Raw genomic sequence first — 19616 nt, forward strand, 5'->3', positions numbered from 1 at the left:
GACATGAGCTCTGTTCTGCGATTTTGGTCGAGCTAGCGTCGGGAGATAAACAGAGCCTTACATCCGGGGCAAAGCATGGTTTGGTTGAGCCGGATTTTTGACAACGGTTGTACTGATTTTAAGCCACAAACAGGACAGGCAGCAGTGGCAGTAGACGCACTGCTGAAGAATTTCATTGCGTAATTGATAACAGACATAACCATTAACCTTTCAATGAATGAGCTTCACCGTACCACATGTGGTTAAGTTTTAATCTATCTATTTTGACATACTGAAAATCAGGAAAGATAAATGTTCGCAGCCACAGGCCCCCTGAGACCGTTTATCCGGCAAGACTCTATGCGGCTTCCAGGGATGAGTAATTCTGATTAGCGAGAGTTAACGGCTGAAATGTGAAGCAGAACGTCTTTTCGTCCATCAGATGGGATGATGAGGCCTTTACCACTAAGAATATCAAAGCTTTTGACAATTCCTGTCATTTTATGGGACAAGTCAATTCCTTATTGAAAACACTTAAAGACTATACATTGAAAATGGCATTCAGCCACTTTTATTTTCCCTACAGGACCTCTGGACGGCTAAAAGATAATTTGCTTATATCGATTCCCTGTGTCTTAATGAATCCCATCAGTTCGATGTACTAATGAAAGTTAGAAATTTTCCGGGCAGTTCTCATTACCAGGCGCTATCGTTGATATCCCCTCTTTTGAGTCCATACGTTTAATCTTATACGTTTACTATCAATACAATCATGTATAACGGAGTCAGTATGACCTCGAGAATTATGGGCCTGGTTAAATGGTTTAACGAAGACAAAGGTTTTGGCTTCATCTCTCCTCTTGATGGCAGCAAAGATATCTTTGTCCATTTTTCTGCACTTAATGGCGACAACTTTAAAACTTTATTTGAAGGTCAGAAAGTTGAATTCGCCATTCACCGCGGAGACAAGGGTCCTGCTGCTGCAAATGTAACACTTTGCGATAAATAAATCATTGTGGGTCTGCGATAACGATGAAGGATTATTCCTGAGTAGACAGATCCATAACTTAAATCAGATGAAAGTCGTTTATTCTTAATATCTGATCAGCATATTTTTCAAAATTATGAGTATGCTAAGCGATGTGATGAAGTGCAGTACTACTGCATAAAAAGTCTAAAAGCACAAGCTAACCACATGTTAAATAAGAAGTGCGTAATGGCTTTGACCTTAATGGCATCTGCCAGTTAATATCCACGAGAGAACAGGGTAATAGAATATGATTAAAGTCCTTGTTTTCTTTAATGCTGAATCCTGTAAAGTCATGACCGTTCTGGAAGGTATATCCTCTATCAGGCAGGAATATCCAAACGGTGAAGAAACACATCTTCGGATTATGTCTGCAGGTTTTCCTTCCTTAACTGGCGATCATGGTATTGTTTACGTGGCTACTGACAGGGAGTTAACGTCACAGGAGATACTTGATGCGGCCAGGAAATATTTATAGAATTTTTGTCATGCTCTCTGCTCCACGTTTAATTGCATGCTTACCCTATTTATCAGAATCGAACAAAAAATGAGTTAAAAGCATTTATGGCCTGCTAACAGCAGGCTTTTTTTTTACATTACACTTTTTTAGAAACGTCTCTATAAAGAGAGAGTAATTCGCTACCCTCTGACAAAATGCAGGTGTCTCCCCCCTGCGTGCCATCTTGCCATTTGTGAAAACCTTGCTAAGTGGCGGCGCTGTCTCTCCTCATTTCAAATCTCATCAGGTGTGACTGAAGCAATAAGTTATGAGGGTATAAAAAGGCTCTCCGGATGACTCCTGGCATCATAGTTTTAAGTACCTTCAAAAATGCATGGACATTTCGTAGGAGTTGTAATTTAGTTCTTGCACATTCTTCTTAATTTTGTCTTGCGATAAGAGATTTATATAAGTAGTCTAAACCTCGTTAATAACAATATGTACCAATCGGATTAAAATGCTCAGTAAGAAAAATCGGGTTGATGAGCAACCGTCGACATTGGTATTTGCTGAACAACGAAAAAACTTTAAAAGGTCTCTTTATGTCAGATGCTCTTACACAGTTAAACAATATCCGTACCTTACGTTCTCAGACTCGTGAAATGTCATTAGATGTACTGGAAGATGTTCTGGAAAAGTTTAAAATTATTCTTATAGAACGACGAGAAGAAGAGACATTACGTCTTGCAAATGAAAGTCAGCGCCGCGATAAACTGGAAACACTTCGTCAGATGATGCTTGATGAGGGTATCGACCCCTCCGAACTTTTAGCTGCTATTGGCTCTCCGGGTAAGGCTAAAAGGACGCGCTCCCCCCGCCCCGCGAAGTATCGATATACTGACGAAACTGGAGAGTCAAAAACATGGTCAGGTCAGGGGCGAATGCCGAAGCGGATCTCAAATCTGATTGCTGAAGGTGGAGAATTAAAAGATTTCGAAATCAGCTAAAAAAGAGCCGGGCATACCCGGCTCTTTTTACGGATAGCCCACAACCATCCTTAGAGGATCGTCGAGAAGCATCTGGTTCGTAACCGGCTTCAACAAGGTGTTTCATGAAGAGATTATGTTGCGCTATAAACTGGGTAAAGAATGTATTAATGGTGACATTACGCAGTTGTAATGCAGCCAACACCACAGTTTTTCCTCTCATAGCATAATGCGGACGGGGTTAGTAGGCTGGAGGTCTTTAGTGAACGGCAAGCGGACGCCCTCGTAGATTAAACAGGCGTCCGATATCTTGAAGTGGACAGATTACCTAACCCGCTTTCCCGTTTCGTCAATGACCTTCTCGCCATCCTCTTTGGTAAACGCTCCTTTCTGACCTTCCGGAAGAATATCCAGCACTATTTCCGAAGGGCGGCAAAGACGAGTACCGAGCGGCGTAACGACTACCGGCCGATTAATCAGGATTGGATCTTGAAGCATGAAATCAATCAACTGCTCATCACTAAATTTCTCTTCATCAAGACCCAGGCGTTCATAAGGTTCAGCGTTTTTACGCAGCAAGGCGCGCACTGTAATCCGCATATCTGAAATAAGTTTAATAAGCTCATCACGGGTCGGGGGAGTATCGAGATAATAAATTATTGTCGGTTCGTTGCCGCTGTTGCGGATCATCTCCAGCGTGTTACGTGAGGTGCCACAGGCCGGGTTGTGATAGATGGTAATATTGCTCATATCAATATCTCGCTACAAGGTGACAGAGAGCCGCCACGCCAGCACAGCCAGAGTGACGAAAAGCACGGGCAGGGTCATGATTATGCCGGTGCGGAAGTAATATCCCCAGGTGATGGTCATGTTTTTCTGTGCCAGCACATGTAGCCACAGCAGGGTTGCCAGACTGCCAATCGGAGTGATTTTCGGGCCTAAATCGCAGCCAATCACGTTGGCATAAATCATTGCCTCTTTGACGACACCTGTCGCCGTACTTCCGTCAATCGACAGCGCACCAATCAGCACCGTCGGCATGTTATTCATTACCGACGACAGGAACGCGGTCAGGAAGCCGGTGCCGAACGTTGCTGCCCATAACCCCTTTTCTGCCAGCAGGTTTAGCACGTCAGACAGAGACTCCGTGAGCCCTGCATTGCGCAGGCCATAGACCACCAGGTACATGCCCAGTGAAAAAATAACTATCTGCCATGGTGCATCGCGCAGGACTTTTCCTGTGTTGATGGCGTGACCTCTTTTCGCCACTATGAACAGTACTGCTGCGCCAGTAGCGGCTATCGCACTTATCGGGATCCCAAGAGGTTCCAGAACAAAGAAACCGACAAGCAGCAAAAACAGGACAATCCAGCCCGCCCTGAACGTTGCCGGATCCTTTATCACACTGGCAGGCGTCTTCAGCAGCGAAACGTCATACGTCACCGGAATATCCCTGCGGAAGAAGAGATGCAGCATGACCAGCGTGGCCGTAATCGCGGCCACATCTACGGGGATCATCACGGAGGCATACTGCGTAAAGCCCAGACCGAAAAAGTCCGCCGAGACGATATTCACCAGGTTAGAAACAATGAGCGGCAGGCTGGCCGTATCTGCAATAAATCCTGCGGCCATGACAAAGGCCAGTGTCGTGCCCTGACTGAATCCCAGTGCGAGCAGCATCGCAATTACGATCGGCGTCAGGATCAGTGCGGCTCCGTCATTGGCAAACAGTGTAGCAACAGCAGCCCCAAGCAAGACTATCCAGCTAAACAAAAGGCGGCCACGTCCGTTACCCCAGCGGGAGACGTGCAGTGCGGCCCATTCAAAGAAGCCGGACTCATCGAGCAGCAGGCTGATGATGATGACCGCAATAAATGCCGCTGTCGCGTTCCAGACGATATTCCAGACAACGGGAATATCAGCGATATGGATGACTCCAGTTACCAGCGCCAGCACAGCCCCGATACTCGCACTCCAGCCAATACTCAGGCCTCCGGGTTGCCAGATCACCAGTATCAACGTCAGTAAAAATATACTCCCCGCCAAAAGCATCTCAGACTCCGTTATATATGATTATGTGAATTTGTTTTCTTTTCTCAGCAGGAGGTGCAGGCTGATTTATCCAGCCATTTACACAAATCCTCCCGCATACACTGCCAGGACGTCGTGATTGTCTCAGCTGCCCATGCCGGTATGTGGGGTGACAGACGATAGTGGATCCATTTGCCTTCACGACGGTCCAGAACCAGCCCGGCCTCACGAAGGATAGCCATATGTCGCGAGACTTTGGGTTGTGATTCGGAAATGGCTGCGCAGATATCACAAACGCACAGTTCTCCTGACTCCCGGAGAATCATGACGATGGCGAGCCGAGTTTCATCCGACAGGATTTTGAAAAGCTGAACAGGTTGTAGCATTTTTCACTCCGTTCCCTTTAGAATATATATATGATAAATCATATGTGTTAAATTTGAAATCATCTACTCTCTCCGGAGGAGAAAAATGGAACAATTTCCTGCCCTTAATATTGAATTCTTTGATCAACACATCGCTGAACGCCTGAACCTGCAAGTGCCACCACGGATTCTTATCCTGTATGGCTCAGTAAGAGAGCGCTCCTACAGCCGCTTTGCCGCGGAGGAAGCCGGTCGTCTTCTGACTGCAATGGGCGCGGAGGTGGAATTCTTTAACCCCTCTGGTTTACCCCTGCCTGATGATGCGCCAGACACGCACCCTAAGGTCACCGAACTACGCGGCCTGGTCAGATGGTGTGACGGGATGGTGTGGAGTTCCCCTGAGCGGCATGGGACGATGAGCGCGGTGATGAAGGCGCAAATAGACTGGATACCCTTAAGTGAAGGCGCGGTTCGTCCTTCGCAGGGCAAGACACTTGCAGTGATGCAGGTCTGCGGTGGTTCGCAGTCCTTTAATGCGGTGAACCAAATGCGCATTCTGGGCCGATGGATGCGGATGTTCACGATCCCCAACCAGTCCTCCATTGCTAAGGCATGGCAAGAGTTCGACGAAAACGGCCGAATGAAACCTTCGTCATGGTATGACCGTATCGTCGATGTAGCCGAGGAGCTGTTTAAAATCACGGTGCTGCTTAAGGGACAAACTGGTTATCTTGCAGATCGTTACAGCGAGAGAAAAGAGAGCTATCAGGAGCTTTCATCCCGTGTCAATCAGGACAAAATTTAACGTATATTTTTCGTGAATCCATACTGCATGAGATTAATAACATCCACTATGGCACAAAGGAGATATCCCATCCTGTGTCAGAATATGAAAAACTACCTTGAGGTGAACTAGTAACTCTGGTTATGACGTGGCGCTTGCGCGTCATGATGCAAAACTAATTTTGATGTTTAATGAAATCCTGGTTGCACCCAAGCTAAGCGCTTCATGCTAAATTTTAGGCGAAGGAATAACAGAAGTCCTGTCCATTGCGTGTTATAACCGAGGTTGAAAACCGGCACACTGGCGGTTGAGAGGCATCGCATGAAATTACAAATCACAAGAGCAATTGGCCTCAGTAAGCTCTCTCCACGTTGGGTTAAGGTTATCTGCTTACGGTTAATTAAAAATGATATTGAACGCTCTCTCAACGCTCTTCTGGTCAAAATTGATGAATCTGAACTCTCTACGGAGCAACTTAAAGCGTTTAAGGAATGCGTTGAAAGAATTAACCTGGCACGGGGTAAGGGGATGCAGGCGTGAGCATTTTTAATTAAGCATTTTTCGATGCTGCATTGGTGATGATGGCTTTTATCCAAAAAATTTCGCAGGCGAATAGTAGTCTAAGCGTTTGATAAAAGGTAAGCCCAAACCGTATATGCGCGGCGCGTTTGCTGCGCAAGAAATGGTTACCAGGTCAAATCTGTTTTTCAGTGTGACGACTCAACTAGATATCACCACGCACAGTCCCTATCTCGTCTTCTTTCTCATCAAAGGGAGAAAAAACTTTTAGGCACCCAAATAGGCCCCTAAGAAAAGTTGAACTAGCAGTTATTCAAATTAATTCAATGAATTACACAACCAATTCAGACTCCGCCAGCCCACCAAAATTCTCCATCGGTGATTACCAGAGTCATCCGATGAAGTCCTAAGAGCCCGTACGGCGCAAGCCCTGCGGGCTTTTTTGTGCACTCAATTTGTCCCGCGAAGTCAGATGCCAACTAATCAAATCTGAACCTTTTAGGCACCTTGTCAGGCACCTCATAAAGCTTTAGTGTTTTTGTGGAACCTAAAACTAAGCCTGTGCGTCAGAAAAAAAACACTTTTTATTCAATGAGATAAAATCAGACATTCTCATTAAAGCGCACTAAGTTTTCCTGATGGGGATGGCCTTGAGCTAATCATCAAATCCAGCGGGTTTACGCTCTGGCCGTTCGCCACATTCGCTCTTTTATTTCGAAATCCTTACCAGTAACGCTGGTTGCATACTTCCCCGCTGTTCATCCTGCCTGTTTCCGCACCACAAGTGGCCGCGACACTCGTTACTGCAGCGGTTCAGCATGCTCCGGAACCGGAGACCACATTGATCCGCCCCGGATGAGAAGCCTGGTGGCGGCCTGCTTCTCAATCCTGTATTCGTCTACCTTCCGTTTCCAGATGAAAAGGGACGGCTTCACATTGCATTTATTGACGCAAATAAAAGACAATCCTGAGTTGAGATTCGATTATGCTCTCTGGCACTCATCGGCATTGCACGGGCTTTACGTCGCAGGATGGCGAAAAAGACGTTACACGCCCCATTTTCACAGGATCAATTTTGAATATTTACTCAAAACGCTGCGTGATACGACCGTTTAACGCCGATGATATCGAGCCTTTTATGGCATATCGCAACGATGCCGAATGGATGCAGTACCAGGGGTTTAAGGGCCTGACAAAGGAAGCTTATGCCGAGGCGTTGCTGGGAAACGCTTCTCTTACGCAGGGCATGCAGCTCGCGGCGATCGATACCGCGACCGGGACTTTGATTGGCGATCTCTACTTAAAACAAGAAAACGACATCATCTGGCTTGGCTACACCGTTAGCCCGCGGTATGCAGGTCAGGGTTACGCCCTTGAAACTGCGATGGCGGTCATTGACTGGTGTAAGCAGCAAGGTTTTTTAGCCGTAAAAGCCGGCGTTGTGGCAGATAATCTTCCCTCAATAAATTTACTGAACAAACTCGGATTTTCCTGTTCCTGCACGGAGGATGATGAGCAGATTTTTGTTTTAAACATACAACCCGCTCATTAATTCCCCCTACTTTCAGCTTGTCATACTCACATACCTCTATCCCGACAAAAATTTCTCTGATTAATCTGCTGTTACCTCGTTCACACCGCGGAAGGTCACATGCTACTTTCCGCGTCATTTGTTTTTAAAACAATTAGATAAATGGCTTACCGCCCCTTCATCCTGCTAGTTTTATGCCTGTGACGCACCCTGTGCGCAGTTCTATAAGAGAGATAACCATGAAACGAGCTGTGAACGCCCTACAAAACTTTGGAAAATCCCTCTATGGGCCGGTACTTATCTTGCCGATAGTGGGTCTGTTTATCGCTTTTGGCAACGTGTTGGGCGACGGCAACCTTGCGGAATATCTGCCCTTGCTCGGCCATCCTTTAATTCAGAATATCGGCCAGCTCATTGCTAAATCAGCGGTATCGGTACTGGTGAACCTGGCGCTGATCTTCGCCATTGGGATCCCCGTAGGCCTGGCCGCCCGCGATAAAGGCTACGCGGCGCTCATTGGCCTGGTGACGTTTATCGTCTTTATCAACGCCATGAATATCACACTGCAGCTGCAGGGCCAGCTCGCGGCGCCGGAACAGATGAAAGCAGCCGGCCAGAGCATGGTGCTGGGCGGCCAGGTGCTTAAGATGGGGGTCTTCGCCGGGATCCTCACCGGCGCGCTTTCGGGCTACAGTCTTATATCGGTTACGGGTATGAATCTTACGTATTCGGCCTGCCACCCTGCGAATGCGCCAATCTGCCGGTGCCCGCTATCGACGATCAGGGAATGAGTTCAAAGGTAATTGAGATTAACGTATCAGGATTTATGTCAGCGGGCGTCGTGCTGTACAGCGAACCAGCCTGACCATATAGCGTGACCGCGCCGCCTTTTAAGCCCGCAGATAAAACTTTGGCCATCAGGGGATCGATTTGTTTGTCGTATATCATCCTGGAATTCATCGTATTGAGTATCGGGGTACCATCAAGCTTTTTCTCCAGTATATTCAGGGATAAGGACTCATTCTGCTTGTAAGCTTGCTTCCCTTGTTTATCAATCACGAAATAGACACCATTAGGCAAAACCTCATATTTTTTATTTTTAATTTTGGCCATGATTCTTTTTTCAATATCAACGTACTTAGATGACATTTGCTCATTAAGGGTGTTAACGATGTTTTCTATTTCACCTTCTTTGATTTTCAGCTTTTTATGGTAAGCATCGTTAAAGCCTGAAACCAGCGCCGAAGGCGACAGCTTCACATCATTGTCAGCCATTTTATTCACATCCGATAGCGCCTGAGTCAGATAGAAAACACCGAGTGCATAGGCATTTTTAATGCTTTTATCAGTAAGCTTTAACTCACTTTCCTTTATGGCCTGGCTATCAAGGGCAGACTGTAATTTCTGATTTTGATTGTTCAAAGCAGCAACTGACTCAGCATATTTTTTCTGCGCCGCTTCGGCAGCGGCGCTCAGCTCAGCATTCTTTTTGTTCAGCGCGTCGAGCGCGGATTTCTGCTGGCTTTCGCCCTGGGCGTTCTGCTTTTGCAGCGCGGCAATCTGCGCTGATAGTGTGCCAGTGGTCTCATCCAACTTTTTCTGCGCCATTGCGGCGGCAGCGCTCAGTTCAAGGTTCTTGCCCATCAGCGTGTCTATCGTTGATTTCTGAGCGTTCTCACTTTGCCCTTTCTGAGTTTTCAACGCGGCGATCTGCACCGACAGCGTGCGGGTCGTATCATCCAGCTTTTTCTGCGCCGCTTCGGCAGCGGAGTTCAGTTCAGCGTTCTTTTTGCGCAGTGCTTCAAGAGTACTCTTATGCCCGTTTTCGTCCTGTGCACGCTGCGCCTTTAACGCCGCAATCTGCGCCGACAGCGTGCGGGTGGTCTCATCCAGCTTTTGCTGCACCGCTTCGGCAGTGGCGGCCAGTTCGAGGTTCTTTTTAGTCAGCGCGCTCACCGCGGCAGGATCGCCACTCTCTTTCTGTACACCCTGGCTACTCTGTGCCTTCAGCGCGGCGATCTGCGCCGACAGTTCGCGCGTTGTTTCAGCGAGTTTTTTCTCCGCCGTTTTGGCTGCCGCGCTCAGCTCCGCATTCTGTTTGCGCAGAGCGTTAATCGTACTTTGCGTTTTATTGCTCTGATTTATTCTTTTGCTGACGCCATCCTGCTTCGGCGGCATTTTTTTATCACGGCTCTCGTTATTCAGTTTAGACGAGGCCGACTCCGCGCTAGCGGCGCCTGAGGCCGGCGGATTCTTAATTTCAAGTTTCTTGATATTATCAAGGAAGTCTCCCCCCTCGGAACGAGCAGGGAGCATGACAAAAAGGGTAGAGAGAGCAAATACAATCGCAAGACCTCTGAGATCGTATAATTTCAGTTTCCCCTTAAGGCTCATCATCTGGTCAGCCCATCTTTAAGATCGGCTTTCCGGGCGCGGGTTTCGAACTCTTTGATTAATTTCTGAGAAATACTATTACACTTATCATTTATCTTATATTCAAAAAGCGGGGTAATGGTTGATTTTACGCTGGCTGAGGTTTGCCCCGAAACAGAGGCATAAAACTTAGCGTCGTTAATTAAGCCATAGAGTTCACTTGAATCTTTCTGGAACTTGTTATCCAGCTTAACTAAAGCATCCGCATCCTGGATACACTGCTGTAAAGCAGGAACTTGTGCAGGCTGTTCGGTTTGACTCACATCTTTCTTTATTAGTGCGCTATCTGTTTTTTTAATATTAGTACACCCCTGCAATACACCCACAGAAATACACACCAATGCCAATAAGCTATTTCTTATCATTTTCCCATCCATTAGAAAAATAGTGCACAAAAAATATATTTCTCGATTCCAGCAGAAAAAAAATTAACAAACAACGTTACAGGTTGGATTTACTCGTAATTCAGAAAAAACACATAAAAAGGTTATTTCTTGACCAATTGCAGAGTGGGAATTATCCTGGAACCAGGCGATATTTTTATCTGATTTTTTTCTTAATAACATATAGTTAATGATGTGCCGTCTGCTATATGCCTGATATTAAGCGGTCTATTTCCCAATAAAATCAGGCATAAGCTGTTTCTCATTCATTACTAAACTCATGCACTCCACTTCGGCCTGGCTACGGTATTCTTCTTCAGAAGATTGCGAAACTCCTTGAGATAAGGTTCATTGCTGCGCCCGCGCTTGCAGATCGCCGAGAAGGGAGATTGAAAGCCAAACTCATTGGGTAGCAGCACGCGCAGGCGATTCTCTTTAATCCACGGCCAGGCGTAGTGTTCTGGAAGATAGCCGATGTATTTCCCGGACAGGATCAACAGCAGCTGCGCATCGACGGTTTCAACCGTGGCGCTGCCCTTGCTGAACCCGCGCCGCCGCAGATCGCTGGTATTCCAGTAGCTGCGCGTCACCAGTGGACACTGGCTGATGAGATCTTTATCGAGCTGGCGACTAAAGAACATCGGATGCAGGTCGCTGCAGTAGAGCCAGTGCTGCTCGCGGTAGAGCGGTTCGCTGATGATGTTATGCACCCGCGAATTGTAGCTACCGATGGCGAGATCGATATGGTTATTCAGTACTCCGTTCAGCTGTTCCGCCGGGGTGCGAATAATCAGCTTGATGTGTACGTTAGGAAACTTATCGCTAAAGCTGCGCAGCACCACCGGCAGCGACAGCGCGGTTTCCGTTTCGATGGAGTCAAGCGTTGAGATGCAAATCGTGCCGCTATGCTCGCCTTTCAGCAGCGCCGACTGGCGCTCCAGCTCGTTCAGTTCGCTCAGCACGCGGATCGCCTGCTGTAAAAAATGCTGCCCTTTCTCCGTTAACGCAAAGCCGCCGCGTCCGCGCTGGCACAGGCTAAAGCCCAGCTGGCCCTCCAGCTGCGACATCGCGTTGCTGATCGCGGAAACGGAAATCCCCAGCTCCTGCTGGGCCCGGCCATAGCTCTCAAGGCGGGCCACCGCCTCAAAAACCTGGAGCTGTCGAATGTTTAGCGTCGCGTCGTTAAGCATGGCGTTTAGTTCACTGATAAATGAACTAAGTATTTGCGGCGGACGATTTAAAGTCCAGCACATCTTGCGCACTATCCCTGCTGTTGAGTTTTGAATATCAGATTCAGGAGCAGAAATGGATAACGTCTTTCATCAACCGCAGGGTGGCAATGAGATGCCGCGTTTTGGCGGCCGCGCCACGATGATGCGCCTGCCATTTATTGAGGATTTACAGGGGCTTGATGCCGCATTTGTCGGCATCCCTCTGGATATCGGGACCTCGCAGCGTTCCGGAACGCGCTACGGACCGCGCTATATTCGTACCGAATCGGTGATGATTCGCCCGTACAACATGGCTACCGGCGCCGCGCCTTTTGATTCACTGTCGGTGGCGGATATCGGCGACGTACCGATTAACACCTATAGTCTGCTCAAATCGGTGCAGATTATCGAGGATTACTACACCGGTTTAAATAGTTTTCCGCTTATCCCCCTGACGCTCGGAGGCGATCACACCATTACCCTGCCGATTCTGCGCGCGTTGACCAAAAAGCACGGTCCGGTAGGTCTGATTCACGTCGACGCCCACACCGATACCAACGATGAGATGTTCGGCGAAAAGATTGCCCACGGCACCACCTTCCGCCGCGCCGTCGAAGAGGGGCTGCTTGATCTTAAACGCGTCGTCCAGATTGGCCAGCGCGCGCAGGGCTACGCCGCCGGCGACTTCCAGTGGGGCGTCGATCGGGGCTTTCGTCTGGTTCAGGCGGAGCAGTGCTGGCACAAATCCCTGGCCCCGCTGATGGCCGAAGTGCGTCAACAAATGGGAGATGGCCCGGTTTATCTCAGTTTTGATATCGATAGCCTCGATCCGATCTGGGCCCCCGGCACCGGAACCCCGGAAGTAGGCGGCCTGACGTCAATTCAGGCGCTGGAAATTGTGCGCGGCTGCCGCGGTCTGAACCTGATTGGCTGCGACCTGGTCGAGGTCTCGCCCCCCTATGACGTCAGCGGCAACACGTCCCAGCTGGCCGCCAACCTGCTGTATGAAATGCTCTGCGTTCTCCCGGGCGTGAAATATCCATAGAGGAAAAACCATGCAGCTTAACGTCTTTCGCACGCTGTGGGGCGTCACCACCCCGTGGCAGCAAACGGTTAGCGAACTCCAGAGCGTCGGCTGCTGCGGCATCGAAGCGCGACTGCCGCTGACGACAGAAGAGCAGCGAACGCTGGCCCGGCGCCTCGAAGCGTCCGCGCTTCAGTATATCGCCATTGTCTTCAGCGGCGGCGGCGTCATTCCGGCCCAGGCCGAGACGCCCGCGCAGCATCTGGAGCGCTTAAAAGAACGTTTTGCGGCGGCAAAAGCGCTTAATCCGCGCTTCGTCAATCTACTGGCCGGTAACGACCGCTGGCCGCTGGCGCAGCAGGTGGATTTTCTCGGCAGAGCGCATGAACTGGCCGCCGAGTATGAGCTGCTCTGTAGCTTTGAAACCCATCGCGCCACCTCGCTGTATAGCCCGTGGCTGACGCTGGAGATTATTCAACAGCTGCCGCAGCTGCGCTTTACCGCCGATATCAGCCACTGGATCGTGGTCAGCGAACGCCTGCTGGATGACCCTTGCGATGACTTCAGCGCCTTTATCGAACGGGTCCACCATATTCAGGCCCGCGCCGGATACGACCAGGGGCCGCAGGTGCCACACCCGGCCGCGCCGGAATATCAGGCGGCCCTGCGGTTTCAACAGCGCTTCTGGGAGCAAATCTGGCAATCGCAGCGCCGGCGCGGCTACCAGCACACCACGCTGACCCCGGAGTTTGGCCCCGATGGCTATCTGCATCACCTGCCGTTTACCAACGTTCCGGTCGCCGATCTCTGGTCGCTGAACGCCTGGATGGCCCGGCGTGAACAGCAACATTTTGTCGAATTCACCTCGCTAACTGCATAAGGAACGGAAGAGATGACCGCTGCAAAAAGTTCTTTTACTGAATTACCGACCATCGACATCAGCGACCTGACCTGCGCCGATCTCACCCGACGCCAGGCGGTGGCCGACGCCATCGGTCAGGCGGCCCGCGAGGTCGGCTTTTTCTACATCACCGGACACGGCATTGCGCCCGAGCTGATTGCCGGCATCCGCGCGGCGGCGAAAGAGATTTTTGCCCTGCCGATGGAGCGCAAGATGGCGTACTACATCGGACAGTCGAAAAGCCATAAGGGCTACGTTCCCGAAGGCGAAGAGATTTACGGCTCCGGCAAGCCGGATCGCAAAGAGGCGTTTGATATCGGCTTCCAGGCCGCCGACGACCACCCGTTGGTCGTGGCTAACACGCCGCTGATTGGCGCCAACGAATGGCCGGATATACCCGAATTTCAATCCCGGGTACTGGCCTGGTATGACGCGGTCTTCTCCCTTGGACATCGCCTGTTTGACGCCTTCGCTCTGGCGCTTGGCCTGCCGGAAGGTTATTTCAGGTCGATGGTCACCTGCCCACCGTCAAAGCTGCGCCTGATCCACTACCCCTTTGACGCCAGCGCCGAAGATGTTCCCGGTATTGGTGCACATACCGACTATGAATGCTTCACTCTGCTGCTCGCCGACCAGCCGGGCCTTGAAGTGTTGAACGAAGATAGCGTCTGGATCGACGCCCCACCGCTGAAGAACGCGACCGGAGAAGAGGCTTTCGTGATCAATATCGGCGACATGCTGGAAGTGCTGAGCGCTGGCACATTTGTTGCAACAGCACACCGCGTACGTAAAGTGCCGCAGGAACGTTACTCCTTCCCGCTGTTTTTCGCCTGCGACTACCACACGCTGATCCGCCCGCTGCCGGGCTTCCTTAAGGCGGGCGAAGCCAGCGAGTATCAAGAACTGAGCATTGGTGAACATATGTGGAGCCAGGCGTTACAGACCTATCGCTACCTGCGCGAGAAAGTCACGCGCGGCGAGCTCCAGCTCCCCGAACGCGCCCGCGGCACCAACACCTTTGGCCATCTGAAAAAACAAGCCCAGCAAAAAACCGTTAATAACCCGTGAGGATAAATGATGAAAAGAACGCTAAAAAAACTCTCGCGCCGTGTGGCTTTGACCATCGCCGTCACCGCTTGTTTTTCACCGCTGACTCAGGCCGCAGAGCTGCTGACCGAGGGCGTATTTAAGGTCGGGATGGAGGTGACCTATCCGCCGTTTGAGTCCTACGACAGCAATAATAATATCGTCGGCATCGACCCGGAATTTGCAGCGCTGATCGCCGAACAGCTGAAAGCCAAACCGCAGCTTATCGACACGAAATTCACCAGCCTGATTTTAGGTATCGGTAAAAAATACGATGCGGTGATTTCCGGAATGTACGTGACTCCCGAGCGTCAGAAGCAGGCGGATGCGATTCCTTACGCCCTGTCCGGCGCATCCATTATTGCCCTGAAAAACAGCACCATTCAGCCCAAAACCGAAGATGAACTGTGCGGCGTGAAGGTCGGTCTGCAGGCGGGTACCGCCTGGGTTTCCAGTCTCAAAAAACACTCCGACGAGTACTGCCTGAAAAAGGGTAAACCGGCGATTAGCGTTCAGGAGTTCCCCACCGCGCCGGAAGCCTCCCAGGCCCTGCTGTCGAAAAATATCAACGCCCAGTTAGAAATCGCCCCGGCGGCGCAAATTATCGTCGAGAAAAGCCGCGGCCGCTTGGCCATTAGCTCAAATCGTCTGGTCTATCCGCTGCCGCTGGGGATCTACGTCGCCAAAGGCAATACCGAGCTGGCCGAGGCCATTAAATCAACGTTAGCCACCCTTAAAGCCAACGGCAAATATGACGCCATCATCAAGAAATACAGCTTAGAAAGCATCAATTAATACAATAATTAAACGGGAGTCGCTATGGAGTTCGATTGGGGATATTTTTTCTCATTATTTAGCGTTGGGGCATTCTGGCAGGCGTGCATTACCGTCATTGTCGTCAGTTCATTGTCCTGGTTTATTGGCCTGATATTAGGTTTTCTTTTAGCCTGCGCTAAGCTCTCCGGCCCGCGCTGGCTGAAGGTTCCCGTCGAACTCTATATTTGGTTTTTTCGCAGCGTACCGCTGATGGTGCTGCTGGTCTTTGTCTATAACCTGCCGCAGCTGTTTCCGGCCACACAGCCGCTGCTCGGCATTCCGTTTATCGCCGGGCTGGTATCGATGACGGTGACCGAAGCGGCTTATATGGCGGAAATCCATCGCGGCGGCCTGCTTTCGGTCGCCAAAGGGCAAAGCGAAGCCGGGCATGCCTTAAGCTTTAGCTTTATCGGAATTCAGCGCTTAATTATTATTCCGCAGGCGTTTCGTATCTCCCTGCCCACGCTGATCAACGAATATATCACTATCATTAAGCTCAGCTCGATTCTGTCGGTTATTTCGCTGCCGGAACTGCTGCTGACCGGCCAGCGCCTGTACGCGCAGAATTTTCTCGTAATGGAGACGCTGCTGGCGGTCGCGGTCTATTACGTCATGGTGGTCACGGCCTTTACCTGGCTCTTCCGGGCGCTGGAAAACCTGCTGGATATTCAGCGCAAACGTCCGCAAACGCTCAATGAAACGGAATGCGAAACCCTGCGTCAAAACCTGAAGCCGCCGGTGCAGACAACAAAAGCGCAGTCCGCCCGCGGCAACCCGCCGGCGCTCGATTTGCAGGGCATCGAAAAATCCTGGGGCCAGCACCACGTCCTGAAGGGGATTGACCTGAAAGTAGAAAACGGCGAGGTGATCAGCATCATCGGCCCGTCCGGCTCCGGCAAAACCACCCTGATCCGTACCATTAACGCTCTGGAAAGCATTGATGGCGGCGAGATCATTCTTTACGGCGAGGATTATCTGAAGGGCGCCTCCATTATCGATAAACAGCAAATGCGCGCGGGCGTGCGCCGCATCGGCATGGTCTTTCAGGGCTTCAACCTCTTTCCTCACCGTACGGTGCTGGATAACGTGATGCTCGCCCCGCTCTATCACAAGCTCCTTGACCGCCCCGCCGCCAGAGAGCAGGCGCTCTGGCTGCTGGATCGCGTCGGTCTGCTGGCGCACGCCGAAAAATACCCGTACCAGCTCTCCGGCGGTCAGCAGCAGCGCGTGGCCATCGCCCGCGCCCTGGCGCTGAAACCGGACATCATGCTGTTTGATGAACCCACCTCGGCGCTGGACCCGGAGCTGGTTGGCGAAGTACTCAAGGTCATTCAGTCCCTCGCCCGTGAAGGCATGACGATGCTGATCGTGACCCACGAGATGGACTTCGCCTTATCGATTTCTGATCGGGTGGTGATGATGGAAAACGGCGTCGTGCAGAGCGATGTGCCGCCGCAGCGTATTCGCAGCGATGCCGCCGAACCGTCCCTGGCCCGCATTCGTGAATTTATGGGAGTGTAATAAATGACAACTGAACTGGAATTACGCCAGCAGCTGGCGGGCGCCTATCGTCTGGCGGCGCTGTTCGGCTGGGAAGACACGCTCTATACCCACTTCTCCGTTCGCCTGCCCGGCGACGGCGAGCCGCGATTTTTGATTAACCCCTTCGGCATGATGTTTGATGAAGTGACGGCCAGCAACTTAATCGTGGTCGACATGCAGGGCAAAGTCGTCGAAGGCAGCGCGCCGGCAAACTCGGCGGGCTTTACAATCCACAGCGCGGTCCATATGGCTCGCGAAGACGCCCACTGCGTGATCCACACCCACACGCTGCCGGGGATGGCAGTCGCCGCCTGTGCGGAAGGGCTGCTGCAGCTCAACCAGATCAGCACCGAGTTTTATCAACGCGTCGGTTATCATCCTTATGAAGGCGTGGCCTTCGATCTCGATGAACGCGTGAGGATCCAGTGCTCGCTCGGCGAGAATATCGCCCTGATCCTGCAAAGCCACGGCCTGCTGTCGGTCGGCCGCACCGTCGCCGACGCGTTCTACATCATGTATTACCTGAACCGCGCCTGTGAAATCCAGATGGCCGCCGCGCAGCTGGCTTCGCTCGGCTCCATTCATACGATCCCCGATCGCCTGAGCCAGCACGCCTGCGAGCAGCTGAAGGGAGTCGAACATGAACGCCAGCTGGTGTGGCAGGCGTGGCTGCGTCGCCTCGACCGTCTTGATACTTCTTATAAGAGTTAACGCCTATGACTCCGTTCACTATCGTCGTGGATTGTAACGATCCTCAATATGCCCAGGAGATTTGCGCCGCTTTCGCACCATTTCCGCAGGCAAAAGCGGTCCTGCCTGACCACCCCGCCGCTCGCGAGGCGCAATACGCCTGCTGCTGGTTTCCCGATCCGCTGATCCTGGCGCGATCGCCGCAGCTAAAGCTGATCCAGGCAGCGTCCGCCGGCGTCGATCATCTCCCGGCCAGCATTTTCGCCAGCGATGTTCCGCTCTGCCGGGTGGTTGACGATGACTTTCGCCACGGCATGTTTGAATACGCGCTGTGGGGCGTGCTGTGGTTTCAGCGCCGCTTTGACCGGGCGCTGGCTCACCAGCGCAAGCGCATCTGGAAGATGTATCCGCAGCGCGCGGCGGTCGATTATCACGTTGGCGTCATGGGCCTCGGTGAAATTGGCGGCTATATCGCCTCGCAGCTCGCCGGGATGGGGTATCGGGTTTCCGGCTGGGCGCGTAGCGAGAAATCCCTTGCCGGCGTGCGCTGCTTTCACGGCGACGCGCAGGCCGGTGAATTTCTTGGTCAGCTGGATGTGCTTATCAACGTCCTGCCGTTAACCGAGCAGACGCGAGGTATCCTCGCCCACCCTTTACTGGATCGGCTCCCCAACGGCGCGGCGTTGATAAACTGCGGCCGCGGCGAGCATATGGTGAACCAGGACGTGATCCGGGCGCTGGATAGCGGCAAGTTATCCGGCGCGGTGCTCGACGTCTTCCCCGTCGAGCCTCTTCCCCAGGAAGACCCGCTGTGGCAACACCCGCAGGTAGCAATTACGCCGCATATGGCCTCCATCGCCCAGACGGAGGCGATCGCCCGCCAGCTGCTGGACAACATCCAGCGGCTACATCGGGCGCTGCCGCTGAAAAACCGGGTGAACAAACAGAGTGGTTATTAAGCCCGAAAACGTCAAAAGCATAATATCCGCTGCTACGCTTAATGGTCTGTCCAATAAAAAATAAGGCTGGCAGCATGAATATTGATCTATCCGGGAAAGTTGCACTGGTTACCGCCTCCACCGGCGGCATTGGTTTCGCCATCGCCAAAGGTCTGGCGGCAAGCGGCGCGGAAGCGATCGTGAATGGCCGCAGCGAGCGTAGCGTGAATGCGGCCATTGCCCGCCTGCAGAGCGAGGTTCCCGGCGCGAAGACCCGACCGGCGATAGCCGATCTGAGCGACGCAGAAGGCGTGAATCAGCTGATACAAGCGGTAAACGGCGTCGACATACTGGTGAATAATGCGGGTATTTATGGCCCGCAGGATTTCTATGCCACCGACGATGCAACCTGGGAAAGATACTGGCAAACCAACGTGATGTCCGGGGTTCGTCTTTCCCGCGCGCTGCTACCGGCCATGGTACAGAAAGGCTGGGGTCGGGTGGTTTTTATCGCTTCGGAATCGGCACGCAACATCCCGGCGGATATGATTCACTACGGGGTCACTAAAACCGCTCAGCTATCGCTGGCCCGCGGGCTGGCGAAATATGTTGCCGGCAGCGGCGTCACCGTGAACAGCGTCCTGCCGGGACCGACCCTCTCGGATGGCTTTGCCGAGATGATGAAAGATGAAGTCGCTAAAACCGGTAAATCACTGGAGCAGTTGGCCAAAGAGTTTGTGATGGCAAACCGCCCCAGTTCGGTGATTCAGCGCGCGGCCACGGTAGAAGAGGTCGCCAGTATGGTGGTTTACGTCTGTTCGACTCAGGCTTCGGCGACGTCAGGCGCGGCGCTGCGCGTGGATGGCGGCGTAGTGGATGATATCGTCTGACGCGCTGTGCGCGGATAACAAAACGTTCAGCGCGCAGGCGT

The 19616-nt window shown here is 51.7% G+C and carries 21 protein-coding genes and 2 pseudogenes; 15 read left to right on the forward strand and 8 right to left on the reverse strand.

Annotation, left to right across the window (positions count from 1 at the left end):
- Nucleotides 1-32: 32 nt before the first annotated feature.
- Nucleotides 33-203 carry a YnfU family zinc-binding protein gene (locus ACSIPU_RS17505; RefSeq protein WP_305955329.1) on the reverse strand — a complete coding sequence of 57 codons (171 nt, stop codon included), beginning with the start codon at nt 201-203 and terminating at the stop codon, nt 33-35.
- A gap of 75 nt (nt 204-278) precedes the next feature.
- Nucleotides 279-491 (reverse strand): annotated as a pseudogene (gene cspF / locus ACSIPU_RS17510) (cold shock-like protein CspF).
- 278 nt (nt 492-769) lie between these two features.
- Between cspF and ACSIPU_RS17515 the strand changes: the two are divergent.
- The 3 genes from ACSIPU_RS17515 to ACSIPU_RS17525 all read left to right on the forward strand — a co-directional run bounded on the left by ACSIPU_RS17515 (nt 770) and on the right by ACSIPU_RS17525 (nt 2452).
- On the forward strand, nt 770-988 hold the full coding sequence (locus ACSIPU_RS17515; RefSeq protein WP_332942163.1) for a cold shock domain-containing protein: 219 nt from the start codon (nt 770-772) through the stop codon (nt 986-988).
- A 268-nt stretch (nt 989-1256) separates the two neighbouring features.
- On the forward strand, nt 1257-1484 hold the full coding sequence (locus ACSIPU_RS17520) for a hypothetical protein (protein ID WP_010434226.1): 228 nt from the start codon (nt 1257-1259) through the stop codon (nt 1482-1484).
- A gap of 563 nt (nt 1485-2047) precedes the next feature.
- Nucleotides 2048-2452, forward strand: coding sequence for an H-NS family histone-like protein (locus ACSIPU_RS17525; protein WP_024274587.1), 405 nt, complete (start codon nt 2048-2050; stop codon nt 2450-2452).
- A 303-nt stretch (nt 2453-2755) separates the two neighbouring features.
- On the opposite strand, the gene arsC is transcribed toward ACSIPU_RS17525, so the two are convergent.
- The 3 genes from arsC to ACSIPU_RS17540 are packed head-to-tail and all read right to left on the reverse strand — an operon-like array spanning nt 2756 to nt 4848.
- Complete coding sequence (gene arsC, locus ACSIPU_RS17530; RefSeq protein ID WP_332942162.1) at nt 2756-3181, reverse strand: glutaredoxin-dependent arsenate reductase; 426 nt, start codon at nt 3179-3181, stop codon at nt 2756-2758.
- Nucleotides 3182-3193: 12 nt separating this feature from the next.
- On the reverse strand, nt 3194-4483 hold the full coding sequence (locus ACSIPU_RS17535; RefSeq protein WP_024274589.1) for an arsenic transporter: 1290 nt from the start codon (nt 4481-4483) through the stop codon (nt 3194-3196).
- A gap of 44 nt (nt 4484-4527) precedes the next feature.
- Nucleotides 4528-4848: a metalloregulator ArsR/SmtB family transcription factor gene (locus ACSIPU_RS17540; RefSeq protein ID WP_032938043.1), complete on the reverse strand. Its 321-nt coding sequence runs from the start codon at nt 4846-4848 to the stop codon at nt 4528-4530.
- Nucleotides 4849-4933: 85 nt separating this feature from the next.
- On the opposite strand from ACSIPU_RS17540, the gene arsH reads away from it, so the two are divergent.
- The 4 genes and pseudogenes from arsH to ACSIPU_RS17560 form a co-directional block, all read left to right on the forward strand.
- Nucleotides 4934-5632 carry an arsenical resistance protein ArsH gene (arsH, locus tag ACSIPU_RS17545; protein ID WP_332942161.1) on the forward strand — a complete coding sequence of 233 codons (699 nt, stop codon included), beginning with the start codon at nt 4934-4936 and terminating at the stop codon, nt 5630-5632.
- A gap of 300 nt (nt 5633-5932) precedes the next feature.
- Nucleotides 5933-6151 (forward strand): hypothetical protein, encoded by a 219-nt coding sequence (locus tag ACSIPU_RS17550; RefSeq protein WP_010434242.1) that lies wholly within the window; start codon nt 5933-5935, stop codon nt 6149-6151.
- Between the two features lie 1054 nt (nt 6152-7205).
- Nucleotides 7206-7682 (forward strand): GNAT family N-acetyltransferase, encoded by a 477-nt coding sequence (locus tag ACSIPU_RS17555; RefSeq protein ID WP_064370222.1) that lies wholly within the window; start codon nt 7206-7208, stop codon nt 7680-7682.
- Between the two features lie 218 nt (nt 7683-7900).
- A pseudogene (locus tag ACSIPU_RS17560) lies at nt 7901-8377 on the forward strand (PTS transporter subunit EIIC); the annotation flags it as partial.
- Nucleotides 8378-8441: 64 nt separating this feature from the next.
- Here ACSIPU_RS17560 and ACSIPU_RS17565 read toward each other — a convergent pair.
- The 3 genes from ACSIPU_RS17565 to ACSIPU_RS17575 all read right to left on the reverse strand — a co-directional run bounded on the left by ACSIPU_RS17565 (nt 8442) and on the right by ACSIPU_RS17575 (nt 11667).
- The gene (locus ACSIPU_RS17565) at nt 8442-9617 is read right to left on the reverse strand and encodes an FKBP-type peptidyl-prolyl cis-trans isomerase N-terminal domain-containing protein (protein ID WP_435322252.1); all 1176 of its coding nucleotides are present in this window, start codon (nt 9615-9617) and stop codon (nt 8442-8444) included.
- A 437-nt stretch (nt 9618-10054) separates the two neighbouring features.
- Nucleotides 10055-10459, reverse strand: coding sequence for a hypothetical protein (locus ACSIPU_RS17570; protein WP_004104699.1), 405 nt, complete (start codon nt 10457-10459; stop codon nt 10055-10057).
- Nucleotides 10460-10755: 296 nt separating this feature from the next.
- A complete protein-coding gene (locus ACSIPU_RS17575) occupies nt 10756-11667 on the reverse strand; it encodes a LysR family transcriptional regulator (protein ID WP_020476661.1) in 912 nt (303 codons plus the stop codon).
- A 115-nt stretch (nt 11668-11782) separates the two neighbouring features.
- On the opposite strand from ACSIPU_RS17575, the gene speB reads away from it, so the two are divergent.
- From speB to ACSIPU_RS17615, 8 genes are all read left to right on the forward strand, one after another.
- Nucleotides 11783-12733 carry an agmatinase gene (speB, locus tag ACSIPU_RS17580; protein WP_024274595.1) on the forward strand — a complete coding sequence of 317 codons (951 nt, stop codon included), beginning with the start codon at nt 11783-11785 and terminating at the stop codon, nt 12731-12733.
- 10 nt (nt 12734-12743) lie between these two features.
- Nucleotides 12744-13592 carry a sugar phosphate isomerase/epimerase family protein gene (locus ACSIPU_RS17585; protein WP_016810054.1) on the forward strand — a complete coding sequence of 283 codons (849 nt, stop codon included), beginning with the start codon at nt 12744-12746 and terminating at the stop codon, nt 13590-13592.
- Nucleotides 13593-13604: 12 nt separating this feature from the next.
- Nucleotides 13605-14681 carry an isopenicillin N synthase family dioxygenase gene (locus ACSIPU_RS17590; protein ID WP_004104710.1) on the forward strand — a complete coding sequence of 359 codons (1077 nt, stop codon included), beginning with the start codon at nt 13605-13607 and terminating at the stop codon, nt 14679-14681.
- 9 nt (nt 14682-14690) lie between these two features.
- Nucleotides 14691-15494, forward strand: a complete 804-nt coding sequence (locus ACSIPU_RS17595; RefSeq protein ID WP_004104712.1) for an ABC transporter substrate-binding protein — start codon at nt 14691-14693, stop codon at nt 15492-15494.
- A gap of 24 nt (nt 15495-15518) precedes the next feature.
- A complete protein-coding gene (locus ACSIPU_RS17600; protein WP_004104714.1) occupies nt 15519-17036 on the forward strand; it encodes an amino acid ABC transporter permease/ATP-binding protein in 1518 nt (505 codons plus the stop codon).
- Between the two features lie 3 nt (nt 17037-17039).
- Nucleotides 17040-17768, forward strand: coding sequence for a class II aldolase/adducin family protein (locus tag ACSIPU_RS17605; RefSeq protein WP_064351576.1), 729 nt, complete (start codon nt 17040-17042; stop codon nt 17766-17768).
- Nucleotides 17769-17773: 5 nt separating this feature from the next.
- Nucleotides 17774-18706: a 2-hydroxyacid dehydrogenase gene (locus ACSIPU_RS17610; protein ID WP_196557968.1), complete on the forward strand. Its 933-nt coding sequence runs from the start codon at nt 17774-17776 to the stop codon at nt 18704-18706.
- Nucleotides 18707-18780: 74 nt separating this feature from the next.
- Nucleotides 18781-19575, forward strand: coding sequence for an SDR family NAD(P)-dependent oxidoreductase (locus tag ACSIPU_RS17615; RefSeq protein ID WP_004104723.1), 795 nt, complete (start codon nt 18781-18783; stop codon nt 19573-19575).
- Nucleotides 19576-19616 lie beyond the last annotated feature (41 nt).

Origin of the sequence: Klebsiella sp. HN106, assembly GCF_051209435.1 — a bacterium.
GTDB lineage: Bacteria > Pseudomonadota > Gammaproteobacteria > Enterobacterales > Enterobacteriaceae > Klebsiella > Klebsiella oxytoca.